The organism is Serratia sp. GW822-FHT06D09 (assembly GCF_058799515.1).
On sequence record NZ_JBXALO010000001.1, the window covers coordinates 755,024 to 778,637 of the forward strand.

Here is a 23,614-nt window from a genome sequence, read left to right on the forward strand (position 1 = left end):
AGGTTGATATGAATTCAAGACAACAGACAATACTTCAATTGGTAAACGATCGCCGGCGTATCAGCGTCAGCGATTTGGCCGCGGCCACCGGCGTTTCAGAAGTGACGATCCGCCAGGATTTGAACCTGCTGGAGAAACGCAGCTACCTGAAACGGGTGCACGGTTCCGCGCTGGCATTAGAAAGCGACGATGTCGATGCGCGCATGATGTCCAACTTCACCCTCAAGCAAAAGCTCGCGCAGTATGCCGCCTCGCTGGTTAACGACGATGAAACCATTTTTATCGAAAGCGGCAGCGCCAACGCGCTGCTGGCGCGTTATATCGCCGAGCGCAAACGCATCACGCTGATCACCGTCAGCCACTATATCGCCCATCTGCTAAAAGAGACGGATTGCGAAGTGATCGTGCTGGGCGGCATGTACCAGAAAAAGAGCGAGACCGTGGTCGGGCCATTAACCCGCCAATGCATTCAGCAAGTGCATTTCAGCAAGGCGTTTATTGGCATCGATGGCTATCATGCGGATACTGGCTTCACCGGCCGCGATATGATGCGCGCCGACGTGGTCAACGCCGTGCTGGCGAAGGGCGTAGAAAATATTGTCCTGACCGACTCGTCAAAATTCGGTCAAATTCAGCCCAATCCGCTGGCCCAGCAGGGCAAGGTTCAGCGGGTAATCACCGATTCGCGGCTGTCGTTGGAGTATCAACACCTGTTGAAGCGCCAGGGAATACAGTTGGATATGGTGAACGACTAGCCTTCAGACGAAACAACGGGAGAGCCGCCGACAGGCGGACCTCCTGATGCTCACTGGCCGTAGTAGGCGTTTTTACCGTGCTTGCGCAGGTAATGTTTGTCCAGCAGGGTTTGCTGCATATTCGCCAGGCCCGGCGACAACTGGCGCGAAAAAATCCCCATATAGGCAATCTCTTCCAGTACCACCGCATTATGAACCGCGGCTTCTGCGTTTCCCCCCCAGGTAAAGGGGCCATGAGAATGCACCAGCACACCCGGCACCGCCGCCGGATTTAACCGGCGCTGGCCAAAGGTTTCGACAATCACTCTGCCGGTCTCCCATTCATAGCGGCCATTAATTTCCTCATCCTGCATCCGCCGGGTACAGGGAATGTCGCCGTAGAAATAGTCGGCGTGCGTTGTGCCCCAGGCCGGAATATCCAACCCGGCCTGCGCCCAAATGGTGGCATGCCGCGAATGGGTGTGCACTATGCCCCCGGCATCGCCAAATGCCAGGTACAACGCGCGGTGGGTATCGCTGTCTGAAGAGGGCTTTTTGTCCCCCTCCACCACCTTGCCGCTTTCCAGTTCCAGCACCACCATATCGTCACGGGTCATCACCCCGTATTCCACCCCCGAGGGTTTGATCACCATCAATCCCTCACGCCGATCGACAGCGCTGACATTGCCCCAGGTGAAGGTCACCAGATGATGGCGTGGCAGCGCCAGATTGGCCTCCAATACCTGCTGCTTGAGATCGTTAAGCATGTTTCTTTCCCGGTTAACCCTGTTGGGAATATTGTCGGCAGGCAGGCTTGGGGACGGTATGGCGTAAATCGCTAAAGACCGCGTAGTCTTCTGCTGGAAACGGCAATTTGCGCGTTGGGGATTAAATAGCGCGCAATGGACTTTAAGATTATTTACCTGTTTATCGTTCAGCAGAAGCTTATAGTGAATATTGGCGGAGGGAGCGCTCTTGGCGTTTCAATTATTCTGCCTTTAACAAAAAATGCCATTTTTTATAGCGATACTTACTGGGAGCCACTAGCAGGCCGAAATTCGGGTTCATGCCTATACTTAATAGGCACTCCCAGATAGCCAATGCTAAGGAGAAGTCATTATGATGATTATCAATAAACGTTTTGCCACCGCCGCTCTGGCGCTTACTCTGGCGTTTTCACTCAGCGCTTGTTCAAACATGTCCAAACGTGACCGTAACACCGCCATTGGTGCCGGTGCGGGGGCCGTAGGCGGCGCGGTGCTGACCGATGGTAGCGCACTGGGTACGCTCGGCGGGGCTGCGGTGGGGGGCATCATTGGTCATCAGGTAGGTAAATAACCTGTTCGGCCAGTATTCAGATACCTCTGCCGACAGGCTGGCAAAAGCGATATCGCTTTGACGTATTACGCATAATAAAGATTATTTCAGGTCTGTTTTACCTTTCATCGATGGCGGGTTGCCATCAACGGGTTAACGCCCGGCAGCAGTATCCCAGCCATGCCGCAGTATTGCACCGCGGCATGGCCATTCGCTCAGGCGATTCGATTAGCCGCCCGCCAGCTTGACCTTCATCCCTTTGGCTTCCAACAGCTGTTTAAGCAGATCCCGCTTATCGCCCTGGATCTCGATCACGCCCTCTTTCACCGAACCGCCGCAGCCGCATTTTTTCTTGAGCTCTGCCGCCAGCTTGTCCAATGCGGCATCATCCAGATCAACGCCGGTGATCAGGCAAACGCCCTTTCCCTTGCGCCCGCTGGTCTGGCGCTGAATACGCACGATACCGTCGCCCTTTTCACGCGGCGGTTTGACGTCTTCCTGCTTGATACGCCCGCTATCGGTGGAATACACCAGCCGGCTGTTATCGTTGTTCATTGTCGTCTCCTTAAGCCAGAGAAGCGCGGATCGCACTTAACGTAGCGGCCGGATCGGCGGATTGGGTGATCGGGCGCCCAATCACCATATAATCAACGCCAGCCGCTTGCGCCTGTACCGGCGTCATGATGCGTCGCTGATCGCCGGCGTCGCTGCCTTCAGGACGGATACCCGGCGTCACCAGTTGGAATTGTTGGCCACAGGCAGCTTTGAGACGCTCGGCTTCGTGCGCTGAACAAACTACGCCATCCAACCCACAATCTCGGGTCAGACGTGCCAAGCGCTCCGCATGCTCGGCCGGAGAAAGCTCGATACCGATACCACGCAGATCTTCTGCTTCCATGCTGGTCAGCACGGTGACGGCGATCAGCAACGGGGCCTGAGCGCCATAGGGCTGCAATGCTTCTTTCGCTGCGGTCATCATGCGTGCACCACCGCTGGCATGCACATTCACCATCCATACACCCAACTCGGCCGCAGCAGCAACGGCACGGGCGGTGGTGTTGGGAATGTCATGGAATTTCAAATCCAGGAACACGTCGAAACCACGCGAGTGTAAATCGCGCACCAGCTGCGGCCCAAACAGGGTGAACATTTCCTTGCCCACTTTTAACCGGCAGTCCTGCGGATCAATACGATCGGCAAATGCCAGTGCCGCGCCAATATCTGCGTAATCCAGCGCAACGATGATCGGAGATGATTTTAAGTCATTGTTATTGATGTTATTTTCAGACTTCATTTCTTCTACCTTCTGTAAAATGGACATAAATAGGTAATAACCCGCCAAACTGACCGCCGCATTCTACATGCCGGCCGACAGAAATCCCAGCCGCAGCGCGCTCTGCGCTTAAGTAATGTTATCCCCTCGTACGTCATCAAGCGTCAATAACCCCTGACCGCCCTTAACCCAGCCTGCGTAAACCGCCGTAAAGATGCGTAAATTATTAATCAAATAATTTGAACAACATGCTCAGCATTATCAGATTTTAAATCCCTGCGGATGCTTTATTATTCAACACATCGGAAGCATACGCCTTCCAACCTAAACAAACAGACTGGAGTCTCTCATGAAAAGCATCAAATATTTTGCAGCAGCAGCCGTTATCGCCATGACCTCTTTCGCTACCTTCGCCGCTGAACCGGTGGATCAGCAACAGGCCAGCAGCCTGACCGCTTCAGGCGTCGTTTCCGCCGGTCATGCCACTACCCTGAGTGGCCTGGAAGCCAAACTGGCCGCTAAAGCCGACGCCCAAGGCGCCAGCAGCTACCGCATCATTTCTGCCGGTGGTAACAACATGCTGAGTGGTACCGCAGTTATCTACAAATAAGCTATTAGGTATAGGGCCCGGCACGCCGGGCTTTACTTTATTTCCCCCGCCAGATCGTTCGCTATTCCCGCACCGTAATGTTACAAAAATATTAAATTTTTATTACACACTAGACTCTCTCCCCATAGTGGCTTAGCTTGAAGGCAATCCTCCCGCAGAAAGGCTTCAAAATGAGCGAGATATCTACATTAACCATTAAAATTCCTCTGGAACTCAAAGAAAAAATTCGTGCCATTGCTGCCGATAATCAACTCTCTCTGAGTGCCGAGGTTTGCCAGCGTCTAGAAAGCAGCTTCGATCTTCCGACCAAAGCGGAAAAACCGGCTAAAAAAGCAGCCGAGTTGCATCATGGCGAAATCGATAATCAGGGGATTGAAGAAGAAGTTGAGCAACCGCTGAATCAGAAAGAGTTGAAGAAGCTGCGTCAGCTGTTGAAAGGTAGCGCGAAGGCCGGCAAGAAAAAATAAGTCGGTTTAGTGATCATAAGAAAACGGGGCCTGATTAGGCCCCGTTTTTTATTGTCGCTATTGTCCATCCAACCCGCGGATCGGTTTAACCGATGACCAGGCCCGGCATGACGGGCAATGCCAATACAGAGAGTGAGCGGTAAAACCGCATTTATGACAGCGATAACGCGGCTTGGTCCGAATTTGCTCGCCGACCATATCGCGTAGCAATAACAGGCTCTCCTTCGCACGGCCGTCCTCTGCGTCCGCCAGGTGGTAATCCATCAGGCGGTAAAATACTCGCATGGTCGGGTGGCGCTGTAGCTGGCGGTTGATATACACCTGCACCACGTCACGCCCTTCATGCTGCTCAATTATTTCCGCCAGCATCAGTTCCGCAGTAGCGCCGGTATTCTCTTCCACGCAGCGTTTGAGGAAGTCCGCCCACCCCTGCTGCTGTTCCAGATGCTGGTAACACTCTTGCAGCATCGGCAGGGTTTCGCTCACCAGCTCTTTATCCTGATTCAGTACGCGCTGTAGCGACTCAACCGCCTTGGCGTACTCACCCTGGGCCATATAAATACGTCCCACCATGATAGATACACGCGCACACTGATTGTCTGCCGAAGCCGCGCGTTTCAATAATCCCATCGCTTTATCGAGATCGTCGCTGCCCATCGCCTGCAAGGCCAGTTCGCAATAAAAATGTGCGATCTCGACGCGCTGTTTGTCTTTGCCTAATTTGACCAGTTTTTCCGCCACGTCGATGGCTTTCAGCCAGTCGCTGGTGGCCTGATGGATCGCCAACAGCTGCTGTAGCGCAGAAAGACGGAAATCCTCTTCGCCAACCAGTTGGCCAAACATGTCTTCGGCACGATCGTACATGCCAGCGGCCATGTAGTCTCGACCCAGCTGTTGCACGGCCAGCAAACGTTGTTCGAAGGTCAGGGAAGCGCTTTCCATCAGCGCCTGATGGATGCGGATAGCGCGGTCGACTTCACCACGCGAGCGGAACAGGTTACCCAGCGTCAGGTGGGCTTCAACGGTGTTGCTGTCCTCTTTCAACATATCAAGGAACAGATCGACCGCTTTATCCTGCTGGTTGGAGAGCAGGAAGTTAACCCCGGCCACGTACTCGCGCGACAGACGGTTGGCTTCCTGTTGTTTATCCTGTTGAGCACTTCTGCGCCCCATGTACCATCCGTACGCGGCAGCCACGGGCAGCAACAGAAACAGCAGCTCTAACATAGAAGATTATTCCTTGCTGACAACGGACTGAGCTGCCGGCTCAGCAGGTTGTTCAAGCTGCAGTTCCAGCCTTTTGATTTTGCGTTCGGCACGCCCCAGCGCAATACGGGTACGCAGATAAAACAGGCCGCAAATGACCCAACCGAGAACAAAACCGGCGCCAAACAACGCCGCCAACAGAGTCGATACGCGATAGTCGCCCTGCGCAACCAGATAGTTAAAACTCACCACCTGATCGTTATGCGCGCCCAACGTGACAGAAATCACGAAGATCACCAGAACTAACAAAAAAATCAGCAAATATTTCACATTCTTTCCCGCGATGCCGAGTTAATCGGATGAACTATGCCAATACGTGGCGTCCCTAACTAATAAGTTAGCATTTCCCGTCGTAGCAGGGAAACCCTGAGGCACGATAAAACCATATATATGCTGGCATATTCGACAGTAAACGGCACTCCCGGACAAATTTATGAGAGAGCGTCTCAAAATAATAGATTAATCAAGATATGGGGGCATTAGTGCGAATTGCAATGAAGGTCTTATGTAAGCGGTTAATACGGCGCCATGTTGACGCCGTTAAAAGTGACGCGGTCACCTAATGCTTATGGGTCAGGGTTCTTTCCGCAATTTCCTGTTGCTCCTGCGGAGGCGGTGTCAAAGGCCCGAACCAGCGTTGCACCAGCCAACAGGCCAAGGTGACCAGCAACCAGCTAATCAAGGTCGCCACCGCCAGATCACGTGGCCAATGCATCCCCAGCAACAAACGGCTCCCCATCACCCCTACTGCCCAAACCATCAGTATCGCCACGGTCTTGTAGTGCCTACGCGGCCACAGCAACCCCACGCCCAGCAGCGCCCAACTGGCGGCAAACATGGTATGGCCCGAAGGAAACGCAAAACCGGTCTCAAACTGCCAATGTTCGCGCAACCATACGGGCACCAGCGGCTGGTCCTGCAGTTGCTCTTTGACCAACGCCCCCCGCTCTTTGCGCTTGAGTGAGTAGAAGTACTTTTCATCAATCTGATAGGCTGATTCCAGCCACAGCACGAAAGGCCGTGGCTCTTGTACCCGGTCCTTGATAAAGGACTTCACGCCCTGGCCAATCATTATCGACGCGCTGAGCAGCACCAGCAGGCCAATGGCCGGCTTGATGCGAAAACGCAGGCACCACAGGAACCAGGCGCAAAGAATGATATTGGTGATAATGCCCCAGGGGGAAGTGACCGTTTCGGTCAACCAGTACAGGCCTTTCAGAAGACGTCCGTCGCCCCCCGGTTGCCATTGCCAGCCGGAAAGCCACACCGCCAAAGGCATCAGCAACAGAACTATTGCCCCTGCGGCCGTACGTTTTGCTATCTCAAACATTCCCATCGTCCTTTGCTTAAGCCAATTTGCAGTGTAACAATCTTGTAATATCGATAACACTCTAAAAATTAAACAGATAAAAAACCTATCGCAATAATAGTTGGCTGAAAACGCCGGATGCTGGTTTGCTGAGCACCGCAGGGCAAGAAGTTATGGCAAAATAGCCGATAATTAACGAAATGCCGATCGTCGTTGCGCATTTTAATACTGGTCAGTTCACCGAACCGGAAGTAGGATGCGCAACCATGATTGAATCGGATGTATTTGTGGAGAGCAACATGCAGCTTAAACGGGTGGCAGAGGCCAAATTGCCAACACCTTGGGGCGATTTCCTGATGGTAGGATTCGAAGAACTGGCTACCGGACACGACCATTTGGCGCTGGTGTTCGGTGATATTTCTGGCGCGACGCCGGTACTCTCACGCGTACATTCTGAGTGTCTGACCGGCGATGCATTATTCAGCCTGCGCTGCGACTGCGGTTTTCAATTAGAAGCGGCGCTGGAGCATATCGCAGAGGAAGGTCGCGGTATCCTGCTCTACCATCGTCAGGAAGGTCGCAATATCGGTTTGCTGAATAAAATCCGTGCGTATGCCCTGCAGGACAAAGGCGCGGATACGGTAGAGGCCAACCATCAGCTAGGTTTCGCCGCCGATGAGCGCGACTTCACCCTGTGCGCCGACATGTTCAAGCTGTTGGGCGTGGATGCGGTACGCTTACTGACTAACAACCCGAAAAAGGTTGAGATCCTGACGGAAGCTGGCATCAATATCACCGAGCGCGTGCCGCTGATCGTTGGCCGCAATCCGAAGAACGAACGTTACCTGGCCACCAAGGCAGCCAAAATGGGCCATTTGCTGGACCAGAAATAATTTCCCTGCGGGAAAAAATCAGGGCGCCGAATAAGGCGCCCTTTTTTATTACAGCATTTTCCTGATCACATAGTGCAGGATACCGTCGTTTTCATAGTAAGTGAGCTCGTTGCCAGTATCGATACGACAACGGGTATTCACCACTTCCTTGCGCCCGTCGGCATAGGTGATATGTACCGGCACCGTCTGCCCCGGCTGCAGCGTTTGCAGACCACTGACGCTGATCTGCTCGTCACCGCTCAACCCCAGCGTTTTGCGCGTCACGCCTGCCGGGAATTCCAGCGGCAGAATGCCCATCCCAATCAGGTTAGAACGGTGAATACGCTCAAAGGACTCGGCAATCACCACCCGAACACCCAGCAACCGCGGCCCCTTCGCCGCCCAGTCACGGCTGGAGCCTGAACCGTATTCTTTACCGGCAATCACCGCCAACGGCACGCCTTCTTGTTGATACTGCATGGCGGCGTCATAGATCGACAACTGATTCTGCGACGGAATATGGCGCGTGTAACCCCCTTCGACACCCGGCACCATTTCGTTACGAATACGGATATTGGCAAAGGTGCCACGCATCATCACTTCATGGTTACCACGGCGAGAGCCGTAGGAGTTAAAGTCCTGCGCCGCAACGCCATGATCGCTCAGATAGCGCCCCGCCGGGCTGTCACGCTTGATATTCCCCGCAGGGGAGATATGGTCGGTGGTCACCGAGTCGGCCAGGATCGCCAGAATGCGCGCATCCTTGATATCCTGCACCGGATCCGGCTTCACCTTCATGGTGCTGAAGAATGGCGGATGCCGGATATAGGTAGAATCGCCCTGCCATTGGTAGGTGGCCGAGCCGGCAACCTGAATCGACTGCCAGTTGGCATCACCGTCAAATACCGCGCCGTATTCCTTATGAAACATCTCAGTGCGAACTTCTTCCACCGCCTGGGCAATATCTTTGCTGCTCGGCCAGATATCCTTCAGATAGACCGGCTGCCCGTCGTGACCTTCGCCCAGAGGCTCTTTGGTCAGATCAATCTTCATGCTGCCAGCCAGCGCATAAGCGACCACCAGCGGCGGTGAAGCCAACCAGTTGGTTTTAACCAGTGGATGGATACGACCTTCAAAGTTACGGTTGCCGGATAGCACCGCCCCTACGGTCAAATCACCCTCTTTAATCGCCTGCTCGATCGGATCAGGCAATGGCCCGGAGTTACCGATACAGGTGGTACAGCCGTAACCGACCAGATTAAAACCGAGTTCCTCCAGGTAGGAGGTCAGTTTGGCGCTGTCAAAATAGTCAGTCACCACTTTGGACCCCGGTGCCAACGAGGTTTTCACCCAAGGCTTGGTTCGCAAACCTTTGTTAACCGCGTTCTTCGCCAACAGGCCGGCTGCCATCATTACGCTGGGGTTCGAGGTGTTGGTGCAAGAAGTAATGGCCGCGATAACCACCGCGCCGTTATGCAGCTCATGCTGCTGTTGGTTCAAAGTGAAGGTTTTGAATTCGGACTTGCGATGCTGATTGCCGATCTCGAGTTCTGTCGCGGCGTTGAACGCCTTAGGCACGTCCGGCAGCGCCACGCGATCCTGAGGGCGCTTCGGCCCTGCCAGGCTGGCGACCACCGTCGACATATCCAACGCCAGCGTGCTGGTAAACACCGGTTCATCGCCCGGGTTACGCCACATGCCTTGCGCTTTGGCATAGGCTTCTACCAGTGCGATTTGCTCGTCGCTACGGCCACTGAGTTTCATGTAACCCAGGGTCACTTCGTCCACCGGGAAGAAGCCGCAGGTCGCGCCAAACTCTGGCGACATGTTGGCAATGGTTGCCCGGTCGGCCAACGGCAGGTCTGCCAGGCCGTCACCGTAAAACTCGACAAATTTCCCCACTACGCCGTGTTTGCGCAGCATTTGGGTCACGGTCAACACCAGATCGGTGGCGGTAATGCCTTCGCTCAGCTTACCGGTCAGTTTAAAGCCCACCACGTCAGGGATCAGCATAGACACCGGTTGACCCAACATAGCCGCTTCGGCTTCAATACCGCCCACACCCCAGCCCAGAATGCCCAGACCGTTGATCATGGTGGTGTGAGAATCGGTACCGACCAGGGTATCCGGGTAAGCGATACGCTGCCCACTCTCGTCCGTGTGCCATACGGTTTGGCCGAGATACTCCAGGTTGACCTGGTGGCAGATACCGGTGCCCGGCGGCACAACGCGGAAGCGGTTAAAGGCTTTTTGCCCCCAACGCAGGAAGGTGTAACGCTCGTGGTTGCGCTCCATTTCAATGCGCACGTTTTCTTCAAAAGCGTCGTCATCGCCGAACTCATCAACGGTGACCGAGTGGTCAATCACCAAATCGACCGGTGACAGCGGGTTGACCTGGTCAACGTTCCCGCCTAACCGCTGCACCGCTTCACGCATCGCAGCCAAATCTACGACCGCAGGCACTCCGGTAAAATCCTGCATCAGCACGCGGGCCGGACGGTAGGCAATCTCACGATCGGCATGACCCGTTTGCAACCAGCCAACAATAGCTTTCAGATCGTCAACCTGCACGGTGTCGCCATCCACATGGCGCAGCAAGTTTTCCAACAGTACTTTCATTGATTTTGGCAGTCGGTCGATGTTGCCCAACTGTTTTGCCGCCAATGGCAGGCTGTAATAGCCGTACTCAGTATTGAGCGCCACCAGCTTATCCATACTCGTTTCACGAAGATCGGACGACATAGCTCCTCCATTTCTTATTATGTCTAAAACAGGGTAATCACTGAGGTCTTATTTAAAGATAACACAAAGATGACGTAACGTTTTGATAACAACACGTTTTGATCATAACGATAGGCAAGAACAATCAACGGAGGTAAGTACTTGTTCGGGCAGCGGATTAGCGCGGAAACGACGCTAAACTGGTCGGACATGTGGCACAGGCAAGGCCAAAGGAAGGGATTACCCTCCCGTCTTGGCAAACACGGCGAGTCAGGAAAGGTCAAAAAATGAAGGTTTCTACGGGATGGGATTTATTTAGGCCAGGGGCTTAGATCAACCAGCAGACCAATGAACCCACCAACAGCCAGAACAAACCACTGATCATGAACACGGCTTGCCAAGCTTTACGTCTAATGTCCTTATCGTTCACACCAACATCCCTGTATCCAAACAAACAGAGGGGGATTATGGATCACATTGAACGACGGCCATATCAGGGAAATCTCATGCCAGGCATTTCCACCTCAATATGGCGCTCGTACCAACACTGGAAAAGGCTTAATATTCAGCAGGTTTAAATCTCGTCGGGACATGGCATAAAATGCAAACTGTTTGCCGGCCGAGATCCAACGGCAATACTCCCGCGTCCAGGTCTACACTTTTCGACGGTGGTGGAGGCATAATTTAAGCTTAAGGAGACGCAGTGGCATTTTTGGGATTCGTCAGTGAACAAGAGTGTCGAGGCTGGCAAGATGCTTCGGCTTATCTTCCCGCGTTCAGTTTTTATGAAAAACACCAGTCAGAACCTCTCGACGCTGCACCCGAAGCCATTATTCAAGCGGTGTTATCACTGGATATGGCGGAAGACCCGATCATCCGCAGGCTGCTGATGCTACGCCAACTGCCGGGTACGGTGCGCCAACGGCTCTTCAAAACCGAGCTCACCACGCCGCCAGCGGCCTTTGGCTTCGATACCTTTACCCTGCTCCATCAGGACAGCCATGAAGTCTCGCTGGGGCTGGCCGGGCGTTTTTGGCGGCCTATGTTGGGCGTCAATAAACTGGCAACTGCAGAGGATTTTCACCAATTTAACGACCCGAAAGCCGCAAAACTGGTGCTGCGTTTTAAGGTTATCCCGGAGGCTTCCGGGCTCGCTATGCTGCGTACCGAAACCTTTATCTGGTGCCCGACACCGCAGGTTAAAGCGCGGCTTGCCGGCTATTGGGCGATGATCCGTCCTGCCAGCGGGTGGATCCGACGGCGCACCCTGCTTTCAGTACAGCGTAAACTGGCAAAAGGCGGTTAACTGAGCGCTAAAGCCTGAATGGAGAAAGTCAGTAAGAGGGGAAAGCAGGAGAGAACGTGCCTCTCCTGCTGCATAAATCTTTTTGCTAATCGTTAGATTACCGGGTTATTTTTCCGGCAGCTTGATGTCCTTGAACATCGCTTCGATCTCTTCGTTGGAACGCAGTGCAACCGCGTTGTCGACCACGTCACGCGTCAGGTGTGGCGCAAAACGCTGGATAAAATCGTACATATAGCTGCGCAGGAAGGTGCTGCGACGGAAGCCGATTTTGGTGGTGCTGTAGGTGAAGATATCACGAGCATCCACCGTCACCAGATCCGGGTCTTGTATCGGGTCCACCGCCATGCTGGCGATCACACCCACCCCAAGGCCCAGACGCACGTATGTTTTAATCACGTCGGCATCGGTAGCCGTAAATACGATGCGCGGTGTCAGTCCGGCACGGTTGAATGCCGTATCCAACTCAGAGCGGCCGGTGAAGCCGAAGGTATAGGTCACGATCGGGTAAGCCGCCAGTTCTTCAATGGTAATGTGGCTTTTACCGGCTAAAGGATGATCGGGTTTCACCACTACCGCGCGGTTCCAGTGATAGCACGGCAGCATGATTAAATCGTCGTAGAGGTGCAGCGCTTCAGTGGCAATGGCGAAATCTGCCGTGCCTTTAGAGACGGCTTCCGCAATTTGCGTCGGCGATCCCTGATGCATGTGCAGAGAGACTCGCGGATAGCGCTCAATAAAGCCTTTAATGACGTTGGGCAGCGCGTAGCGCGCCTGGGTGTGGGTGGTCGCTACGTACAACGAGCCTTTGTCCGGGTAGGTATGCTCGCCGGCGACGGCTTTGATCGCATCCACTTTGGACAAAACTTCACGCGCAATACGGATGATTTCCAATCCTGCTGGCGTGACCTGAGTCAGGTGCTTGCCACTGCGGGCGAAAATCTGGATACCCAGCTCATCTTCCAGCATCCGCACCTGCTTACTGATGCCGGGCTGTGAGGTGTAAAGCCCTTCTGCCGTCGAGGAGACATTCAGGTTGTGGTTAACCACTTCCACGATGTAACGAAGCTGCTGCAATTTCATATCTTATACCATCCTAGGTTAAACACTGCGTTGAGCCGCAGCCAGGTATATCGGTGTCGCCCCGGTATGCTGAAAACGAATAAGCCATGAACACAGTGTTTCACTCAGAGGCTGAAGAAACCGCCGTTGCTAATAAGCTTTAATCATAAAAAAACTTTTTATATAACCACTATATCACGCTACAGCTTCAAGTATAGATCCGCGTCACACTATGGTAACGATTATTTTGCATTGCGATCAACGCGAAACCCCAGCGCCAGGATGGAAAAAACAGCAAAGAATAGATCTGTTCACCGGCTTTAGCCAATAAAAAACCAGCCACGGGGGCTGGTTTTTTCATGTTGCATTCAGGCTGTAAATTTACTTTTTGCCTTCAACCCACTTGCCATCGATGTAGAAAGCGGACCATCCGGTGGCTTTGCCGTCTTTCTCCGAAGAGACATACTGCTGTTTGGTTTTACGGCTGAAACGCACCATGGTTTTGTTGCCTTCCGCATCCGTTACCGGCGCATCTGCCAGATAACGCAGTTTTTCAGGCAGGCGATCCTTGAAGCGAGCCAGTTCTTCCACCAATGGCGCACGGGTTTCGCGCGATTTAGGGAAGGTATTGGCCGCCAGGAACACCCCGGCTGCGCCGTCACGCAGAACAAAGTAAGCATCCGACTTTTCGCACGGCAGTTCCGGCAATGGAACCGGATCTTCCTTCGGTGGTGCAACATCACCGTTACGCAGGATCTTGCGGGTGTTTTTGCAGTTCTCGTTGGTGCATCCCATGTACTTGCCGAAGCGCCCCATTTTCAGATGCATTTCGGAACCACATTTATCGCACTCCACTACCGGGCCGTCATAGCCTTTCAGGCGGAATTCGCCCTCTTCGATCTCGTAGCCGTCACACGCCGGGTTATTACCGCACACGTGCAGCTTGCGCTGGTTATCGATCAGGTAGCTGTCCATCGCCGTGCCGCATTTCTGGCAACGACGGCGGGCACGCAATGCGTTGGTTTCCGCATCATCCCCTTCGAGAACGTTCAGCACTTCCGTTTCCGGCACCAGGTTAATGGTGGTTTTGCAGCGTTCTTTCGGCGTCAGCGCATAGCCGGAACAGCCCAGGAACACGCCGGTGCTGGCGGTACGAATGCCCATCTTGCGACCGCAGGTCGGGCAGTCGATGCTGGTCATCACCATCTGATTCGGGCGCATACCGCCTTCTTCAGGATCTTTTTCCGCCGTTTCCAGCTGTTCGCTGAATTCGGCAAAGAATTCATCCAGCACCGCTTTCCACTCGGCGTGGTTGTTCGCTACCTGGTCCAGACCATCTTCCATGCGGGCGGTGAAGTCATAGTTCATCAGCTCGCGGAAGTTTTCTTCCAGACGGTCAGTAACGATCTCGCCCATTTTTTCGGCGTAGAAACGGCGGCTTTCGACCCGCACATAGCCACGATCCTGAATGGTTGAGATAATCGAAGCGTAGGTAGATGGGCGGCCGATACCGCGTTTTTCCAGCTCTTTTACCAACGAGGCTTCACTGTAACGTGCAGGTGGTTTGGTAAAGTGCTGGCTTGGGATCAGCTTTTGCAGTTCCAGCTCGCTGCCCACTTCTACATACGGCAAGGTGCGGTCTTCATCGCCCTTGCGCAGCGCAGGCATCACTTTGGTCCAGCCATCGAAACGAAGCGTACGGCCTTTGGCGCGCAACAGGTAATCAGCGGCTTTAACCGACAGCGTGGTGGAGTCGTACTGCGCCGGCGTCATCTGGCAGGCGACAAACTGGCGCCAAATCAGCTGATACAGTTTTTGCGCATCCGCTTCCATGTCTTTCAACTGTTCGGCCAGCACGTTCACATCCGAAGGTCGGATAGCTTCATGCGCTTCCTGCGAGTTTTCTTTGCTGCTGTACTGATTCGGCGCTTTCGGCAGGTACTTGTCACCGAAGTTTTCGCCGATGTAACCCCGCACCATGTTGAGCGCATCCTGGCTCAGGTTGGTGGAGTCGGTACGCATATAGGTAATGTGACCGGCTTCATACAGACGCTGGGCCATCATCATGGTTTTCTTCACGCCAAAGCTCAGACGGGTACTGGCTGCCTGCTGCAACGTGGAAGTAATGTAAGGCGCACCCGGTTTGCTGCTGGTCGGTTTGTCTTCGCGATCCAGTACCGTATAGCGGGCTTTTTCCAGCAGTTTAAGCGCGGCGTGAGTCTGCTCGCGGTTAACCGGCTTGAAAGGTTTGTCGTGGGCATGCGTAACTTCCATTTGCAGCGCGGTATCGCCCTTCGCTAACAAATCGGCGTGCAATTCCCAATATTCTTCCGGCACGAAGGCTTTGATATCGCGTTCACGCTCTACCACCAGCCGTACCGCAACGGATTGCACACGCCCAGCCGACAGGCCACGGGCAATTTTCTTCCACAGCAGTGGCGAAACCATGTAACCCACAACGCGGTCCATAAAACGACGCGCCTGCTGTGCGTTAACACGATCAATATTCAGCTCACCCGGCTGTTTGAACGCATTTTGGATCGCGTTCTTGGTAATTTCGTTAAACACCACGCGGCTAAAGCGTTTGTCGTCACCCCCAATCACTTCCCGCAGGTGCCAGGCAATGGCTTCCCCTTCGCGGTCAAGGTCGGTTGCGAGATAAATGTGGTCAGCGTTTTCCGCTAACGACTTTAACTCGGCGACAACTTTTTCTTTACCCGGCAGAATTTCATATTGCGCTTCCCAGCCATGGTAAGGATCGACGCCCATCCGATTTACCAGCGCCGTCTTCTCATCTTTTTTAACTTTCTTCTTGGCTTTGTTTTCGGTTGAGTCAGCGCTCTTTTTGCTGGCTGAGCCACTGGTCGGCAAATCACGGATATGACCGACGCTGGACTTCACCACGTAGTCATTACCTAAGTATTTATTAATAGTTTTGGCTTTTGCCGGGGACTCAACTATTACGAGAGCTTTACCCATATTTACCTTTACCTAATTTTATTTCTTCTAAAAAGAAGTCTTTTATCTCGCCGTGCCGCAGCGATTCATATCTCTTTTTTATATTGCGGCAGTCTGGCAAGAGATCAACATGTTTTTTTCTGTTGGCTGCTTAACTGCTCAACCTGAACGCAAGTTGTTGATCCTGCCTGCTATTCACCCATGCCCCAGAAGTATGGCTGTGTGAGACTCATTTATGGCGTAAACAAAACCTTCCACCCGACGCCGCAAAATCCCACACTGTACCTGATAAAAAGCGTCACGCAACCTAATTAGCACGGAAAGGCAGATTTCGCCAATCGGCAGATACCGCTAGCCATCCAGACGGCAAATAAACCTTAGTCTGTTTGCGGATAAATGCGAACTGACGTTAGAATATGAGCAGAATTTATGTTTGGAGTGTAATAAATGCGCGCTAATACCTTACCCATTGATCGTGAAACCTTACTGCAAGAAGCAAATAACCTGATTCGCCAGCACGATGATTATCTGCATGGCATGGTTGCCACCGAAGTTGAACAAAAAGGCAGCGTTTTAGTTTTTCGCGGAGAATTCTTTTTAGATCCGGATGGATTGCCAACGGCAAAAACGACCGCAGTATTTAATATGTTTAAACACCTGGCTCACGTGTTTTCTGAGAAATACCATTTGGTCGATTAAGCATAAAAAAAGGGGGGCTAAGCCCCCCTGCTATTTAATCGCTACGCTTAAAGCAGCGGTTTTTCCCCGCGCTGCCACCAACGTAACAGCAGACGATCGACACTTTCGGCCGCGCTGCCGGTAAAACGGTCCATCAGACGTTTACGACGTGCATAGCGCACCCCCACCACCTCGTGATTTTCCATTTCAGCAATCAGCAGATCGTCACTGGTGCCAATTGCATCAACCAACCCTTTTTCTTTCGCCTGGGTCCCGAACCAGTGTTCACCGGTCGCCACGCTGTCGATATCCAGCGATGGGCGCTGCTGATGCACAAACTCTTTAAACAGTTCGTGGGTTTCATTCAGATCTTCACGGAACTTCTCACGCCCCTGCTCGGTGTTTTCACCAAACAGCGTCAATGTGCGTTTGAACTCGCCGGCGGTGTGCAACTCCACATCAATATCATTCTTTTTCAGCAAGCGGTGGAAGTTCGGGATTTGCGCCACGACGCCGATCGAACCAATGATGGCAAAGGGCGCGGCCACAATGCGATCCGCCACGCAGGCCATCATGTAACCGCCGCTGGCGGCGACTTTGTCTACCGCGACCGTCAGGCGAATGCCGCCGGCACGCAAACGGGCCAACTGCGATGAAGCCAGCCCGTAGCCATGAACCACCCCGCCCGGGCTTTCCAACCGCAGCAGAACTTCATCTTGCGGCGTCGCCACGGCCAGCACCGCGGAGACTTCCTCGCGCAGTGAAGTCACTTCATGGGCATCCATGCTGCCTTTGAAATCCAGCACGTAAAGACAAGGTTTGGTGGCTTCCACCGCCCCGGCTTTGGCACGTTGCTTCTTCAGTTTATCGTCGGCTTTGGTCTGCTTTTTAAACTGCTTGCTCCAGGCCTTTTGTTCCGCCTCGCCCATCCGCGCCAAACGCATATCGCGCTGCATGTCCCGGTATTGTTCTCCGAGGTCGGTAAGCTGCAGTTCCCCTTTGTGTCGGGCTTTGCGTTGCCCAAGGCTGACCGCCAGCAACGCCAGCGCGGCGATGGCAATCACAACCGTCGCGACTTTGGCCAGAAACAGGCCGTAAACAGATATAAACTCCACAGATTCCGCCTTTATTAACAGGTTGTTAGTACTATCTCATTCATTCTAGCCAACCGAAGCGGTGGCTGTCGCGACTAAATAAAAATTCCTTGTGCGGCCTCTTTACTATGTGGGCGGGTTTTGGCTTAACCAAGCTGGCCCCCCGCCATTTTTGTTACAAAAGAATGCCGTTTCTGCCGCCTAATCATTGAAAATACGATCCATTTAAGGCATATAACACGGATTATTCATCAAGATGATGATCCAAATTCGCTGCGGGGCCTGCATGCGGTCGAGCCTTTGCTCCTGTCATGGCCCCTCAATCCACCCCCTCCCCGATGCAAGCGGGAGACCAGCCACCAAGGCGCGAGGAATTATTGTGCATTACCAACCCAAGCAGGATCTGTTGCAACAACGTATTATTCTGGTCACCGGCGCCGGTGACGGCATCGGCCGCGAAGCCGCACTCACCTATGCCAAATTTGGCGCACAATTAGTGCTGTTGGGCCGCACCGAAAGCAAACTAAAGGCGGTACAGGCCGAAATCGCCAAACTCAGTGACGCCCCCACTTACACCATCACGCTGGACCTGCTGCATACTACGCAAGAGCAGTGCCAACAGGTGGCGAATGAGCTGGCAACCCGCGTCCCGCGTCTCGACGGCGTGTTGCACAATGCCGGCCTGCTGGGTGACATCGCCCCGATGGCCGAGCTGTCAATGCCGATGTGGAACGAGGTGATGCAAGTGAACGTCAATGCGACCTTTATGCTCACCCAGGCGCTGCTGCCTCTGCTGTTGAAATCCCCCGCCGGATCGCTGGTGTTTACCAGTTCCAGCGTTGGCCGCACCGGGCGTGCCAACTGGGGCGCCTACGCCGTGTCAAAATTCGCCACCGAAGGCATGATGCAGGTGCTGGCCGATGAATACAAAAATCGCAATCTGCGAGTAAATTGCATCAATCCGGGCGGAACTCGCACCCAAATGCGCGCATCTGCGTTTCCTGACGAAGACAAAAGCAAGCTGAAAACCCCGGCGGACATCATGCCGCTTTACCTCTATTTGATGGGGGATGACAGCCGCCGTAAAACCGGTATGAGTTTCGACGCTCAACCTAACCGTAAACCCGGCGCGGCCGAATAAAAGGGGCTTTATCATGGCTGAAGATCGCCACCAACAACGTCAACAACGCCTTAAAGAGCAGGTGGATGCGCGCATTGCTGCGGCTCAGGAAGCGCGGGGGCTGCTGCTGGTATTCACCGGCAACGGTAAAGGTAAAACCACTGCGGCGTTTGGCACCGTGACCCGGGCCGTTGGCCACGGGATGAAAGCTGGCGTCATTCAGTTCATCAAGGGTGAATGGCCGAACGGTGAGAAAAATCTGCTGCAACAGCACGGCGTCGAGTTTCAGGTGATGGCGACCGGCTTTACCTGGGAAACACAGGATAAGGCCAGCGATACCGCCGCCTGTCAGGCCGTATGGCAACACGGCAAACGTATGCTGGCAGACAGCAGCCTGGATCTGGTGCTGCTGGACGAACTGACCTATATGGTCAGCTACGGCTACCTTGAACTGGATGAGCTACTGGAAGCGCTACGACAACGTCCTGCGCACCAGACGGTGATCATCACCGGGCGTGGCTGCCATCGTGATTTGTTGGAGCTGGCGGATACGGTGACCGAGATGCGGCCGGTGAAGCACGCGTTTGACGCGGGTATCAAGGCACAACAGGGGATTGACTGGTAACGAAAAGAAAAACGCCGCAGCCCGAATGGGCTACGGCGTGATAATCAGCTGCGTTTGCTTGGTTTGCCCGGCTTGCTGCCCGCAGCACTGCGGCGACCGCTTCCAGCCACCTGGGTGTGACGCTTAACGGCACGACGGATCTGGTTAGCCTTCACACGGCGACGCTCGCGCTCAACAGGCATCTTGCTGACGGTTTCAGGCTTGAGGTCAACCAGTTCGCGCAGGTAGTTGATCGCCGGCAATTCCAGTTCGGTCCAACCGCCACGAGGAATGCCTTTTGGCAGGTCGATATCGCCGTAACGCACACGGATCAGGCGGCTAACCTGGACGCCAACGGCTTCCCACAGACGACGAACCTCGCGGTTACGCCCTTCGGTCAGGGTTACGTTGTACCACTGGTTTATGCCTTCGCCACCCTGGAAAGTGATGGTGCGGAAAGCCGCCGGGCCATCTTCCAGTTGAACGCCTTTGCTCAGTTGCTTTACTTTTTCGTCGTCAATCTGGCCAAATACGCGCACGGCATATTCACGCTCAACTTCACGACTTGGGTGCATCAGGCGGTTAGCCAGTTCACCGTCGGTGGTGAACAACAGCAGGCCTGAGGTATTGACGTCCAGGCGCCCTACCGCTACCCAGCGCGAACCACGCAGCTTGGGCAAGCGATCGAAGACCGTCGGGCGACCTTCTGGGTCGCTGCGAGTACACAATTCGCCTTCCGGCTTGTAATAAGCCAGCACGCGGCAAACCGCTTCTTCAGATTCTTTAACCGAAACGACGTGACCATCCAGACGGATTTTCATTGAAGGGGTTACTTCAACGCGATCACCCAGTTTGGCAATTTTACCGTCGACGCTGACGCGCCCGGCCTCAATAATGGTTTCGATTTCACGACGCGAGCCATGACCGGCGCGCGCTAAAACTTTCTGTAACTTTTCGCTCATTGAGCAACCTCTAGTGTCGCCTTCACAGGCGTCGGGGGGATGACCGTCGCGGCGTCAGGCACCACAGCGGTAACAATACGTTTACTTGGATCGAACCGCGCATTATACAGGCTTTCAATAGGGTTGAAACCCACTTTGTTGTCTGGTCGATTATCGAAAGCTATCGATTGCGTGAGAACTCGCTGAAAAGCGGGTCTGCCCCCGCTTTATAACCTACTCGGAAAAGGGATTAATCATCGAGGAAATCGACTACCGCCCGATACACTGCCGCTGGCTGCTCAAGAATACCAAGGTGAGTTCGGGCATTCTCCAGCCGCACGACCGAGAAAAATGGATGGTTGGCGGCAAAGCTCTGCTGTTGCCGCAAATAGTCTTCGCCACGATCCAGTGAGTAAATATGCCGGCAAGCAGGCGGTGAGGTCAATTCCCCCAGCCGGTTTAGCGGCGAACCGTATTGTCTGTAGGCTTGCTCAATCGCCACGCCGGCGGCCTGCCAAACGCGATAATCCTCCTGCGCCATTTCAACGGTCAAATGCTGTTTTACCTGTGGGTGTTCAATACCGCCCTGCCAGAATGTGAATAAATCATCACGCGCCGCCAGCCAGTGTTCAGGCCGCTGCATTTGCTGAACGGAATCGAAAAATGCAGGCTCAGGCTGGGTCATGATCCAATCGAGAAACACCATTCCCTGCATCTGCTGCGGCATGTTCTCGGCCAACGCCACCGCTATCCAACTGGCGTGCGCTACCGACAGCGTCACAAACCGCTCCACTTGCAACTCAAGCAGCAATTGCTGGAGATCTGCCAGCAGATCCTGTGCGCCAAGGGAGAGTCCGGCATCGCGATCAGACAGAGCGTGCCCCCGCCAGTCGAGGCTGATCACCCGATACTTTTGCGACGCCAGTGCGGTAAAGGGGGCAAATACGGTTTTTGGTTCACACCAACCGGGCAGCAGGACCAACGTCAGCGGGCCTGAACCGGAATCATGATAATCGAGAGAAAGGGTGCCATGGCGAAACGCTGTCATTTTGTCTCCTAAACGTCATATCCCCCACGATAAGGGGATTTGTGCATTAGCAGTAAAATGACAGCCTTCGTCAGTTTCATCTATTGGAATAGATGCTAAATAAGGGGCTTCGCACCTAATGAAAAAATACGCACTAAATAAACGCGATTAATGCCGTTCACAGGGATAAGCGGCGGTTAATGCCAGCATAATCACCGAAGGCGCGGAATAGTGAAGCTGTTCCGGGTGTTCATTTAAATACTGCATCACCGCGTCCGCCGCCATCCCCACGCTCATCCCGGCATCCGGACAAATGCTACGATTGCCCTGCATCGAGAAGGTATCGAATACGCCGGCCACATAGCCCATAAACATCCCGCCATCGAGCGCTTCGGCGACGGTAGCCGCTCCGTTCTTATTTTTCACATAGCCGCTGGTTTCCGACAGCAAGGCGCTGCCGGAATAAAACCCCGCGCTGGCCGCAGAGGAAAACAATATGGCCACCAAAAGAGAAATCCGCTTAATCATTGCTACGCATCCTGCCTATTATCAGTTTTTGATATTGTAGAATAGCGGCTTTACCGGCAAATGACGCCGTTACCGCCACTTTTCAGAAAATGAGCAAAAGCGGCAGCGTAATTATGCATCAACGGAAAGGCGTTGCGTCGCCTGCCCCTTCACGCACCACTTCCGGCGCGGACTCGGTCAGATCAATCACCGTGGTCGGTTGCTGGCCCAGGAAGCCGCCGTGGATCACCAGATCCACCTGCTTGCCCAGATGATCGTTGATCTCTTCCGGATCGGATTCGGCAAAATCATTGCCTGGCAGCATCAACGTGGTCGACATCATCGGCTCATTCAGCACTTCCAGCAGCGCCAACGCAATCGGGTTAGACGGCACGCGCAGACCGATGGTTTTGCGCTTGTCGTTCATCAGGCGACGCGGGACTTCTTTGGTCGCTTTCAAAATGAACGTGTAGTTGCCGGGGGTGTTGTTCTTGATCAGTCGAAACGCGGTATTGTCGACATAAGCGTAAGTAGACAGCTCGGACAGATCGCGGCACATCAAGGTAAAATTATGATTGCTGTCCAATTGACGGATACGGCAGATACGTTCCATGGCCGTCTTGTCTTCCAGCTTGCAACCCAACGCGTATCCGGAATCGGTAGGATAGACGATCACCCCACCTTTACGCAGCACATCCACCGCCTGGTTGATCAGGCGCGGTTGTGGGTTATCTGGATGGATATAAAAAAGCTGACTCATGACTTGCTCCTAAAAATGATGCACGCGGGCGGCATCGCCCACGTTAAATCAACTGACCTTGCCCTGCTGCGGTTGTGGCCAGTCACGCCACACGGGTTCAACCCCGCCGGGTAACCACAGTTTGCGGCCCAGTTCGATCCACGAGCAGGGCTGATGAAAGTCAGAGCCCTGCGACGCCAATAATTGATATTCCTGCGCATACTTTGCCAGTTGTGAACGCTCATGCGGTGCCTGCTGACACTGGGCAACCTCCATGGCATCCCCCCCTTGTTCGGCAAAGTGCGCCAACAACCGTTTCAGCCATTTGGCCGTCAGGTCGTAACGGCCCGGGTGCGCTATCACCGCCTGACCGCCGGATTGATGAATCACATCAATGGCTTGTTTTATTGTACACCACTGTGGCGGAACGTAGCCGGTTTTGCCTTTGGCCAGGTATTTCTTGAACACCTGAGCCATATTGTCAGCGATGCCAATCTGCACCAGATAACGGGCGAAGTGACCACGCGTCACCGCCCCACCGTCCGCCAACTTTTGCGCGCCTTCAAATGCACCGTCAATACGCGCTTTCGCCAGCCGGACGCCAATTTCCTGTGCGCGCAGGTTGCGACGCTCAGTCTGCTCGGCCAACAATTGCACCATCGCCGGATGTGCAGTTTCAATCCCCAGACCCACGATATGAATCTCATGATTTTCCCACAGCGTGGAGATCTCCACCCCGTTCACCAACTGCAGCGGTAACGACAACTCGGCAATGGTTGCGGCTGCAGCGGCTAAACCTTCGGTGGTGTCGTGGTCGGTAATCGCCAATACGCCTACCCGCATCTCGACGGCCCGCTGCACCAACTGCGCCGGCGTCAAATAGCCGTCAGAGGCGGTGGTATGGCTGTGGAGATCGTACAGGGTAAAGGCGGAAGGCTGGGGGCTGCTGTCTGTCAAAAGAAATATCCGTCAAAGGTTTGGCCTTCTATCATACCCGCGTTCGCCCGCAGGA

General features: G+C 53.9%; 25 protein-coding genes. 9 read left to right on the forward strand and 16 right to left on the reverse strand.

Translation table 11 applies throughout. From position 1 onward, the window contains the following. Positions 1-8 precede the first annotated feature (8 nt). Positions 9-755, forward strand: coding sequence for a DeoR/GlpR family DNA-binding transcription regulator (locus AC1RKG_RS03425; RefSeq protein ID WP_115058708.1), 747 nt, complete (start codon positions 9-11; stop codon positions 753-755). Between the two features lie 50 nt (positions 756-805). On the opposite strand, the gene araD is transcribed toward AC1RKG_RS03425, so the two are convergent. Next, positions 806-1,501, reverse strand: coding sequence for an L-ribulose-5-phosphate 4-epimerase (araD, locus tag AC1RKG_RS03430; RefSeq protein WP_174574317.1), 696 nt, complete (start codon positions 1,499-1,501; stop codon positions 806-808). Between the two features lie 352 nt (positions 1,502-1,853). Here araD and osmB point away from each other — a divergent pair, with 352 nt between their 5' ends. Beyond that, positions 1,854-2,072 (forward strand): osmotically-inducible lipoprotein OsmB, encoded by a 219-nt coding sequence (gene osmB / locus AC1RKG_RS03435; RefSeq protein ID WP_004945176.1) that lies wholly within the window; start codon positions 1,854-1,856, stop codon positions 2,070-2,072. Between the two features lie 207 nt (positions 2,073-2,279). Here the strand turns inward: osmB and yciH are convergent, their stop codons facing one another. Further along, positions 2,280-2,606, reverse strand: coding sequence for a stress response translation initiation inhibitor YciH (gene yciH, locus AC1RKG_RS03440; protein ID WP_020827122.1), 327 nt, complete (start codon positions 2,604-2,606; stop codon positions 2,280-2,282). A gap of 10 nt (positions 2,607-2,616) precedes the next feature. Further along, positions 2,617-3,345: an orotidine-5'-phosphate decarboxylase gene (pyrF, locus tag AC1RKG_RS03445; RefSeq protein WP_187961439.1), complete on the reverse strand. Its 729-nt coding sequence runs from the start codon at positions 3,343-3,345 to the stop codon at positions 2,617-2,619. A 328-nt stretch (positions 3,346-3,673) separates the two neighbouring features. Here pyrF and bhsA point away from each other — a divergent pair, with 328 nt between their 5' ends. Further along, entirely contained in the window at positions 3,674-3,934 is a 261-nt protein-coding gene (gene bhsA, locus AC1RKG_RS03450; RefSeq protein WP_048758666.1) for a multiple stress resistance protein BhsA, read from the forward strand. 170 nt (positions 3,935-4,104) lie between these two features. Continuing rightward, on the forward strand, positions 4,105-4,401 hold the full coding sequence (locus tag AC1RKG_RS03455; protein ID WP_122079493.1) for an Arc family DNA-binding protein: 297 nt from the start codon (positions 4,105-4,107) through the stop codon (positions 4,399-4,401). 57 nt (positions 4,402-4,458) lie between these two features. On the opposite strand, the gene lapB is transcribed toward AC1RKG_RS03455, so the two are convergent. From lapB to pgpB, 3 genes are all read right to left on the reverse strand, one after another. Continuing rightward, positions 4,459-5,628, reverse strand: a complete 1,170-nt coding sequence (gene lapB, locus AC1RKG_RS03460) for a lipopolysaccharide assembly protein LapB (protein ID WP_020827126.1) — start codon at positions 5,626-5,628, stop codon at positions 4,459-4,461. A gap of 6 nt (positions 5,629-5,634) precedes the next feature. Then, a complete protein-coding gene (locus AC1RKG_RS03465) occupies positions 5,635-5,937 on the reverse strand; it encodes a LapA family protein (RefSeq protein ID WP_020827127.1) in 303 nt (100 codons plus the stop codon). Between the two features lie 289 nt (positions 5,938-6,226). Then, complete coding sequence (gene pgpB, locus AC1RKG_RS03470) at positions 6,227-6,997, reverse strand: phosphatidylglycerophosphatase B (protein ID WP_493182037.1); 771 nt, start codon at positions 6,995-6,997, stop codon at positions 6,227-6,229. 278 nt (positions 6,998-7,275) lie between these two features. Here pgpB and ribA point away from each other — a divergent pair, with 278 nt between their 5' ends. Next, positions 7,276-7,869, forward strand: coding sequence for a GTP cyclohydrolase II (ribA, locus tag AC1RKG_RS03475; RefSeq protein ID WP_041415420.1), 594 nt, complete (start codon positions 7,276-7,278; stop codon positions 7,867-7,869). Positions 7,870-7,917: 48 nt separating this feature from the next. Here ribA and acnA read toward each other — a convergent pair whose 3' ends face one another. Beyond that, positions 7,918-10,590 (reverse strand): aconitate hydratase AcnA, encoded by a 2,673-nt coding sequence (gene acnA / locus AC1RKG_RS03480; protein ID WP_493182039.1) that lies wholly within the window; start codon positions 10,588-10,590, stop codon positions 7,918-7,920. Positions 10,591-10,897: 307 nt separating this feature from the next. Next, entirely contained in the window at positions 10,898-10,999 is a 102-nt protein-coding gene (locus AC1RKG_RS03485; RefSeq protein ID WP_236591409.1) for a YmiA family putative membrane protein, read from the reverse strand. A gap of 273 nt (positions 11,000-11,272) precedes the next feature. Between AC1RKG_RS03485 and AC1RKG_RS03490 the strand changes: the two genes are divergently transcribed. Next, positions 11,273-11,875: a hypothetical protein gene (locus AC1RKG_RS03490; protein WP_493182041.1), complete on the forward strand. Its 603-nt coding sequence runs from the start codon at positions 11,273-11,275 to the stop codon at positions 11,873-11,875. Positions 11,876-11,980: 105 nt separating this feature from the next. On the opposite strand, the gene cysB is transcribed toward AC1RKG_RS03490, so the two are convergent. Then, positions 11,981-12,955 carry an HTH-type transcriptional regulator CysB gene (cysB, locus tag AC1RKG_RS03495; protein WP_020827132.1) on the reverse strand — a complete coding sequence of 325 codons (975 nt, stop codon included), beginning with the start codon at positions 12,953-12,955 and terminating at the stop codon, positions 11,981-11,983. A 360-nt stretch (positions 12,956-13,315) separates the two neighbouring features. Continuing rightward, positions 13,316-15,913, reverse strand: a complete 2,598-nt coding sequence (gene topA, locus AC1RKG_RS03500; protein ID WP_020827133.1) for a type I DNA topoisomerase — start codon at positions 15,911-15,913, stop codon at positions 13,316-13,318. 426 nt (positions 15,914-16,339) lie between these two features. Here topA and AC1RKG_RS03505 point away from each other — a divergent pair, with 426 nt between their 5' ends. After that, on the forward strand, positions 16,340-16,591 hold the full coding sequence (locus tag AC1RKG_RS03505) for a YciN family protein (protein ID WP_128865179.1): 252 nt from the start codon (positions 16,340-16,342) through the stop codon (positions 16,589-16,591). A gap of 47 nt (positions 16,592-16,638) precedes the next feature. On the opposite strand, the gene sohB is transcribed toward AC1RKG_RS03505, so the two are convergent. Then, positions 16,639-17,685, reverse strand: coding sequence for a protease SohB (gene sohB / locus AC1RKG_RS03510; RefSeq protein WP_020827135.1), 1,047 nt, complete (start codon positions 17,683-17,685; stop codon positions 16,639-16,641). A 358-nt stretch (positions 17,686-18,043) separates the two neighbouring features. Between sohB and AC1RKG_RS03515 the strand changes: the two genes are divergently transcribed. Both AC1RKG_RS03515 and cobO read left to right on the forward strand, forming a co-directional pair. After that, positions 18,044-18,805: a YciK family oxidoreductase gene (locus AC1RKG_RS03515; RefSeq protein WP_493182043.1), complete on the forward strand. Its 762-nt coding sequence runs from the start codon at positions 18,044-18,046 to the stop codon at positions 18,803-18,805. 13 nt (positions 18,806-18,818) lie between these two features. Then, positions 18,819-19,409 (forward strand): cob(I)yrinic acid a,c-diamide adenosyltransferase, encoded by a 591-nt coding sequence (cobO, locus tag AC1RKG_RS03520; RefSeq protein ID WP_128864672.1) that lies wholly within the window; start codon positions 18,819-18,821, stop codon positions 19,407-19,409. A 44-nt stretch (positions 19,410-19,453) separates the two neighbouring features. On the opposite strand, the gene rluB is transcribed toward cobO, so the two are convergent. From rluB to rnm, 5 genes are all read right to left on the reverse strand, one after another. Further along, positions 19,454-20,350, reverse strand: a complete 897-nt coding sequence (rluB, locus tag AC1RKG_RS03525; RefSeq protein WP_020827138.1) for a 23S rRNA pseudouridine(2605) synthase RluB — start codon at positions 20,348-20,350, stop codon at positions 19,454-19,456. A gap of 229 nt (positions 20,351-20,579) precedes the next feature. After that, a complete protein-coding gene (locus tag AC1RKG_RS03530) occupies positions 20,580-21,377 on the reverse strand; it encodes an alpha/beta fold hydrolase (protein ID WP_020827147.1) in 798 nt (265 codons plus the stop codon). A gap of 147 nt (positions 21,378-21,524) precedes the next feature. Then, complete coding sequence (locus AC1RKG_RS03535; RefSeq protein ID WP_020827148.1) at positions 21,525-21,884, reverse strand: Rap1a/Tai family immunity protein; 360 nt, start codon at positions 21,882-21,884, stop codon at positions 21,525-21,527. A gap of 118 nt (positions 21,885-22,002) precedes the next feature. Beyond that, complete coding sequence (locus AC1RKG_RS03540) at positions 22,003-22,623, reverse strand: L-threonylcarbamoyladenylate synthase (protein ID WP_020827149.1); 621 nt, start codon at positions 22,621-22,623, stop codon at positions 22,003-22,005. A 48-nt stretch (positions 22,624-22,671) separates the two neighbouring features. Then, positions 22,672-23,559, reverse strand: coding sequence for an RNase RNM (rnm, locus tag AC1RKG_RS03545; protein WP_046373391.1), 888 nt, complete (start codon positions 23,557-23,559; stop codon positions 22,672-22,674). Positions 23,560-23,614 lie beyond the last annotated feature (55 nt).